Source organism: Paraburkholderia sp. (assembly GCF_049581445.1).
Classification (GTDB): domain Bacteria; phylum Pseudomonadota; class Gammaproteobacteria; order Burkholderiales; family Burkholderiaceae; genus Paraburkholderia.
The window spans coordinates 1-6,453 of the sequence record NZ_JBAURZ010000228.1 but is presented as its reverse complement, the minus strand read 5'-3'; the positions used below and the strand labels follow the sequence as shown (position 1 = coordinate 6,453).

5 protein-coding genes and 1 pseudogene are annotated in these 6,453 nt (G+C 63.1%); 3 read left to right on the top strand and 3 right to left on the bottom strand.

Features of this window, described 5'->3' with window-relative positions; all coding sequences use genetic code 11:
- Positions 1-288, top strand: a 288-nt coding sequence (locus WCA85_RS19770; RefSeq protein ID WP_424066570.1) for a Sua5 family C-terminal domain-containing protein, incomplete at its 5' end; no start/stop codon positions are given.
- A 180-nt stretch (positions 289-468) separates the two neighbouring features.
- On the opposite strand, the gene WCA85_RS19765 is transcribed toward WCA85_RS19770, so the two are convergent.
- The 3 genes from WCA85_RS19765 to dacB all read right to left on the bottom strand — a co-directional run bounded on the left by WCA85_RS19765 (position 469) and on the right by dacB (position 4,709).
- Complete coding sequence (locus tag WCA85_RS19765; protein ID WP_424066569.1) at positions 469-1,710, bottom strand: SGNH/GDSL hydrolase family protein; 1,242 nt, start codon at positions 1,708-1,710, stop codon at positions 469-471.
- 131 nt (positions 1,711-1,841) lie between these two features.
- Positions 1,842-2,765, bottom strand: coding sequence for a sterol desaturase family protein (locus WCA85_RS19760; RefSeq protein ID WP_424066568.1), 924 nt, complete (start codon positions 2,763-2,765; stop codon positions 1,842-1,844).
- A 195-nt stretch (positions 2,766-2,960) separates the two neighbouring features.
- Positions 2,961-4,709, bottom strand: coding sequence for a D-alanyl-D-alanine carboxypeptidase/D-alanyl-D-alanine endopeptidase (gene dacB / locus WCA85_RS19755; RefSeq protein ID WP_424066567.1), 1,749 nt, complete (start codon positions 4,707-4,709; stop codon positions 2,961-2,963).
- Between the two features lie 357 nt (positions 4,710-5,066).
- Here dacB and WCA85_RS19750 point away from each other — a divergent pair, with 357 nt between their 5' ends.
- Together WCA85_RS19750 and WCA85_RS19745 are read left to right on the top strand one after the other, a co-directional pair.
- Positions 5,067-5,729, top strand: a complete 663-nt coding sequence (locus WCA85_RS19750; protein ID WP_424066566.1) for a response regulator — start codon at positions 5,067-5,069, stop codon at positions 5,727-5,729.
- A gap of 4 nt (positions 5,730-5,733) precedes the next feature.
- A pseudogene (locus tag WCA85_RS19745) lies at positions 5,734-6,453 on the top strand (ATP-binding protein); the annotation flags it as partial.

Below are 6,453 nucleotides of genomic sequence, written 5' to 3'. Positions count from 1 at the left end.
TTCGAGGCGCTGGAGCCATTGCTGGTGGCGCGCGAGACTGATGAACGTGTCGCGCTGGTCGCCCGCGTGTCGCGCGCGGGTCGGTGGGCCGAGGCCGAGGGGGTTTATTTCATCGCCGCGCCTGAAGATCCGCACGTCTATGCACGTGAACTGTATGGCCTGTTGCGGGCGCTGGATCGCGCAAACGTGTCGCGCATCCTGATCGAGAAACTGCCGGATACGATCGAATGGATCGCGGTCAACGACCGGCTCGGCAGGGCAGCAGCCGCGTTCGAAGCGCAGGGGTAGGTGGCGTCAGCTGAATTGGCGGCAGCCTTTGGTGCAGATCGCCAGCGCGAGGCATTCAACGCGCCGCGCGCTTGACCGACACCACCAAAGAAAAAGCCCGGCTCAACCGAGCCGGGCTCTTCCAGACATTCATCTCGCAAGCAGCGGCTGCAAAGAGCCCGCCGCCAGCGCCAAGCCAACTTACTTACCCAATCCCGTAGCCGCGATCGTCTGCTCGACATACTGCGCGAACAGCGCGTGCATGTGGGTGGACGGGTGGACCGTGTCAGCGAACATGTACGTCTGGTCAGCGCCGGCCACCGTGTAAGTCTGCGGCGAGCAGAACAGTGACGAGGCGAACTGGGCGCCGTACTCCTGCGCGGTCAGACCTTGCGTTACGGCCGGATTCGCTGTCGCGTACGCGGTGGCGTTGGCTGCCATCGACGTCAGATTACACGCCGTACCGGTATTCGAAACCGTGAAGCCTTCGGCCTGATAGTTCGGCAGCGCGACAGTGTCGAGCCACGTGAACGCATCGGCAACGATCACGGTGCCGGACGCGATCAGCGGTGCGAGCGCTTGCTCAAGCGTGCCGTTATAGGCGGCGGTAATGCCGGTCAGCAGCGCGGCTGCGCCGGGCGTTTGAGCGTTTGCAGCGAGGCCCAGCGGCGTTTGACCGATGTCGGGAATGGTCATCAGCACTACGTGCTTCGCGCCCGAGTTGACGATGGTCTGGATTTGGCCCGCAAGCGCGACGGCGGCTAGATAGACCTGGCTGTTGCTCTGCTTGAGGTAGCCCGCGATGAACGTCACTTCGCCTGCTTGCGTGGCCGGCACTTGACCCGCCGCCACGGCTGCAGGGTAGCCGGTCTGCAGCTCGCCGCCGAGCGCAGTCAGATTAGCGGTCGTTGCATACTGGAAGATATCGTTCGCGCCGCCGTCGATCAGCACCAACTGGTTCGAATTAAAGCTCTGATGTGCAGCAAGATACTGGCTGACCTGCGTGACGACCGGCACCGTCGTAGCGGCCAGATTGTCAGGCGCCCAGCCTTCGCCTTCGGGGTTGACCACATCCGAGCCACCCTGCGCGTAACCGTAGCCACCTGTAGCGACCAGTGCCTGGCCGAAGCCGCCTTCGTACGCTGCGGTCAGTGTGCCGCCGTAGTATTCCGCAATCTTTTGTGTCCAGATTTCGCCGGGGTTGGTCGTGAAGCGGCCGCCACCGAAATCGGCTGAGATCACCGGCGAGTACGTGCCCACGTCCGAGAGGCTGTCACCGAACGACACGACCTGCAGGTTCACGCCGCCCGCCGGCGTGCTGCTTGCGTTGTTATTGTTGCTGCTGCCACCACCGCAAGCTGCAAGCAAAGTGAACGCTGCGCTGGCGATCGCCACTTGTGTCATGCGCAACATACCGCGCTGTTTCATTCCCTGGTGCTTCATATTGATTTCATCTCCTCGTATGTGGCCCTTTTGCCATATGGTGCAGGCAGCGCCCGCCGCGTGGGCAGCGAGGCGACAGCTTACATAATCTTCTCCGGTCTGCGCGTTGTTTTAAACGCAACCAGGTGTTTTTAGAAAGCGTTCTCGGATGTGTTACCTGGTACTTCTACCGATGTGCGCGGTGCCGTATCGTCCATGGCGAGCTTCGCGTGATACGCGGCAGCCCAGGCAGGCGGCGCGAACAATGCGCTCAGCTTGTTACGCCATCCGCGCACGCGCCGCACGTCAGCAACCATTGAGCCCCATTCGTGAAATGTCGCCTTCAGCGGGTTATAGGTGTGCAAAGGCTCGACGATGCCGTAGACCGGCGCATCTTCCAGGTCTTCCTCCACGTAACTGCCGAACAGGCGATCCCAGATCACCAGCACGCCCGCATAGTTGCGATCGAGATAGCGCTCGTTGCGCGCGTGATGGACGCGATGGATCGACGGCGTATTGAGCACGTACTCGACCCAGCCGAGCTTGCCGATGACCTGCGTGTGCACGAAGAACTGAAAGCCGAGATTGATCAGCACGATGCCCACGATCTGCCTGGGCGGAAAGCCGAGCACAGCCAGCGGAATCCAGAACACCCACATGCCGGCGATCGGATACATCAGGCTCTGACGAAACGCAGTCGAGAAATTCATGCGCTCCGACGAGTGGTGCACGACGTGCGCGGCCCACAGCCAGCGCACCCGATGGCTGCAGCGGTGAAACACGTAATAGAGCAGGTCCTGCGCGACGAACAGCACGATGAACGATAGCCAGCCCGCGTGCCACGTATAGAGGCGCCAGTGGTCGTAGCACCAGGCATAGACGGGAATGATGGCGAGCCACGCGAGCTTGTCGGCAGCTTGCTGCATGAGCGCGAGCGCAGTGTTGCAGAGCGTGTCGCGCCAGGTGTAAAAGCGCGCGGCCGGACGCGTGCGATGCAGGTGCCACGCCTCCAGGCCAATGCATGCAAGGAAGACTGGCCCCATGGCGAGCAGGAGCAATTCGGCATCGAATTGCATGTCCGTCTTCCTCCGTGGTCTCTGACCGTTGCGGATGCCGCAGCGGGCGTTGTCTTTATCGTTTGAGCTGGCGCAGCCGCTAAAACCGGCACCACGTCCGCCTGCGTTTCCATGGATTTGAGGAACGCTTCAAACACTGTCCGCAAGCGTACACGCTCCAGGACGCGTCGCGCGCGGCTTCGCTAGAAGGATTCCTCAATGCTGGGAGCGCTTGTGCGGGTTTTTCCTGGGCTTGGCGTGGGGCTCGGGGGCGACTTCTTCGATCGGTTGGGTCGGACCCTGGTAGACCCATTCGAGCAGTGCGTCATGGGCGGCGCGCGCCGCTTCCGAATGCGGATCGTTGATGATACTCACCACCACATAGCTGACGCCGTCCGCGGACGCCACGTACCCCGCGATGGCCCGCACGTCGCGCAGTGTACCGGTCTTGATGTGCGCATTGCCGCCCACCGGCTGCGAGGTGAGCCGGTTGCGCATCGTGCCGTCGACTCCGGCCACCGGTAGCGAATCAACAAAGACTTGCGCGACCGGGCTCGCGTTGGCGACCTGCAACAGGTCCGCGAGCGACAGCGCCGTGATGTGCTCGTCGCGCGACAGTCCCGAGCCGTTGTCGAGCGTCAGGTACTCCATGTTCAGTCCGCTGCGCTGCAGGAACGCCTCTATTGCACGCGCCGATTTTTCCGGCGTCGCGGGCGGCTTGCTGGTGACCGCGCCGATCGTCAGAAACAGATTGCGCGCCATCGTGTTGTTGCTGAACTTGTTGATGTCGTGAACGATGTCCGACAGCATCGGCCCGTCATGGGTGGCGATCAGGCGTGCGTCGACGGGCACCGGACCTTCGCGTGTCGCGCCGGCGAAGGTGCCGCCCGTTTGTTGCCAAAGTGCAAGAAAACCGCCGGCAAAAAATGCCGTGTGATCGAGCACCGCGACGTTGAGAGTGCGCGGGCCGCAGCGCTCGGGATAGTCGCCCGAGAAATCTGCGACAACCATGCCGTTCGGCTGCGGTGTCACGGCCGGTGTCGGCAGTTCGCCACGACAGGGTCCCGAGGTCGCATGCAACTGATCGTCGATTTGCAGTTGAGACAGCGCGGGGATCACGTCGACGGCGACGCTGCCATCGGACGACGGCGTCATGGTGAACGACAGCGACTTGAAAGCGTAGAGCAGCGGATCGGGGCCGACGTTGTACGGCGCGTTAGCGTCGTCGTCGAAAGGCGGCAGATCGCGCGTCGAAGGATCGAAGAAACGCTTGTCCAGCACGAGCGCGCCGTCGATGCCGTTGATGCCTGCCTTACGGATCTTTTGCACGAGATCGATCAGTTCTTCCGGGACGAGCTTCGGGTCGCCGGTTCCCTGGATATACAGATTGCCGTGCAGGATACCGTTGGCATCCAGATTGCCTTGCGCATACGCGCTGGTGCGCCAGCGATAGTCGGGTCCGAGGATCGACAGGCCCGAGAAGGTGGTGACGAGCTTCATCGTCGAGGCGGGCATCATTGGCTGGCCGGCGTTGAGTGCGACGATAGGCGTGCGATCGCCGACTTTTTCGACCACCACGCTCACTGCCGACAATGGCACGTGAGCGCGTGCGAGGCCGGCCATCACAGCCGGTGGAAGCACTGTGCTGACGCTGACCGCGGGATGCCTGGCCTTGATGCGCGCCTGCGCCGGTGCGGCGCAGATGAGCGCCGCGCATGCCAGCAGCACGGTGGCCGGTCGTCCAGCGTTGAGACCAACCTTGAGACCAACCTTGAGACCAACCTTGAGTGTGGCCTTGCGAGTGCGATGGGTTGGATCAAACGGGACAGGCGGCGTGAACGGACTGAACGAAGCGGCGCCGAGTGCCAGGCGGCGGAGCAGGGGAGACAGGAAGGCGTGCGTCATGTACGGGCGAAAAACCTGAAAATTACGGATGAAGGTCGGTGCAATTGACACCGTCTTCATCTATGTATCGAGCATGCAAGGGGCAGCGCGGCAAGCATGCGGCAGTGCGTTTGCGGCGTTCACTTTGAACACGCACGAGCCACGCGCAGCCCCATGTTCGCGTCGCGCTTCAACCGTAGCGGCCAAGGCCGCGTGGTGCGCCGCGCAAAAGCGCTCATTGTAGAGACATGCCGTGTCTTGCGGCGAAATTGCCGCTCCGATGCAGCGCGACAAGTGCTATCACGGCCATTCAACCGGGAACCTTTAATCGGGATTGGCGTGAGGGAGCAGTGAACACGCCTCGCCCCCTTCGTCCGGACGCTCGACCGGTGCGGGCGCTAGAATGCGGCATCATGAATGTTTCGGAATCGTAGAGCCATGCGCATATTGCTTGTCGAAGACGACCGGATGATTGCCGAGGGCGTGCGCAAAGCGCTGCGCGGCGAAGGCTTTGCCGTCGACTGGGTGGAGGACGGCGACGCGGCGCTCAGCGCGGCGGGAAGCCAACCTTACGATCTGGTGCTACTCGATCTGGGCCTGCCCAAGCGCGACGGCATCGACGTGCTGCGCACCTTGCGCGCCCGAGGTCATACGCTGCCGGTGTTGATCGTGACCGCGCGCGATGCGGTAGCCGAGCGCGTCAAAGGTCTTGACGCCGGCGCCGACGATTACCTCGTCAAACCCTTCGATCTCGACGAACTCGGCGCCCGCATGCGCGCACTGATTCGCCGCCAGTCCGGCCGAAGCGATTCCACCATCCGCCACGGCACGCTCACGCTTGACCCGGCCTCACACCAGGTCACACTGGCGGGCGCGCCAGTGGCGTTGTCCGCGCGTGAATTCGCGCTGCTCGAGGCCTTGCTCGCCCGACCCGGTGCGGTGCTGTCGAAGAGCCAGCTCGAAGAAAAAATGTATGGCTGGGGCGAGGAAATTGGCAGCAACACGGTCGAGGTGTATATCCACGCGCTGCGCAAAAAGCTCGGCGCGGATCTGATCCGCAACGTGCGGGGCCTCGGCTACATGATCGCGAAGGACGCCTGAGCCGATGCGTTCCATTCGCCGTCAATTGTTGTTCTGGCTGTTGGCCATCGTCCTGCTTGGCGTCGGCATCGCCGGCTGGCTGATCTACCGGCAGGCGCTCGCTGAGGCCAACGAACTGTTCGATTACCAGTTGCAGGAGATCGCCGAGGCGTTACCGTCGGAGCCGTTTTCGCAGGTGCTCGCTTCGCGCGATACCGGCGACGAGGGCATCGTGCTGCAGATCTGGAATCGCAATGGCGCGTTGATGTACTACTCGCGGCCACGTGCGCCGCTCGCGCCGCGCGCCGAACTCGGCTTTTCAACTGAGCGTACCGATCGCGGCGACTGGCGCGTGTATGGCGCGATTGTTGGCGACAACGTCGTGCAACTCGCGCAGCCGGTTTCCGTGCGCAACCGGCTCGCGGCGAATGTCGCGTTACGCACGCTGTGGCCGTTGATCGTGCTGCTGCCATTGCTCGGACTGGCGGTATGGGTGGTGGTGGGCCGCGGGTTGAAACCGTTGCGCCGCGTGACGGGCGCGCTCGATGCCCGCCATCCGGAGGCGCTGGATCCGTTGCCCGATACGCGCTTGCCGCTCGAAGTGCAGCCGCTGGTGCGTGCCCTCAATGGGCTGCTAGCCCGCCTCTCTACCGCGCTCGATACGCAAAAAGCCTTCGTCGCCGATGCCGCGCACGAACTGCGTACGCCGCTGGCCGCCGTGCAGATTCAGACCCAACTGGTGGCG

Bases quoted from the DNA above. Each gene is read 5' to 3' on its own strand.
- WCA85_RS19750 (WP_424066566.1), top strand. From the start codon at position 5,067: ATGCGCATATTGCTTGTCGAAGACGACCGGATGATTGCCGAGGGCGTG.
- dacB (WP_424066567.1), bottom strand. From the start codon at position 4,709: ATGAAGACGGTGTCAATTGCACCGACCTTCATCCGTAATTTTCAGGTT.
- WCA85_RS19765 (WP_424066569.1), bottom strand. From the start codon at position 1,710: ATGAAGCACCAGGGAATGAAACAGCGCGGTATGTTGCGCATGACACAA.
- WCA85_RS19760 (WP_424066568.1), bottom strand. From the start codon at position 2,765: ATGCAATTCGATGCCGAATTGCTCCTGCTCGCCATGGGGCCAGTCTTC.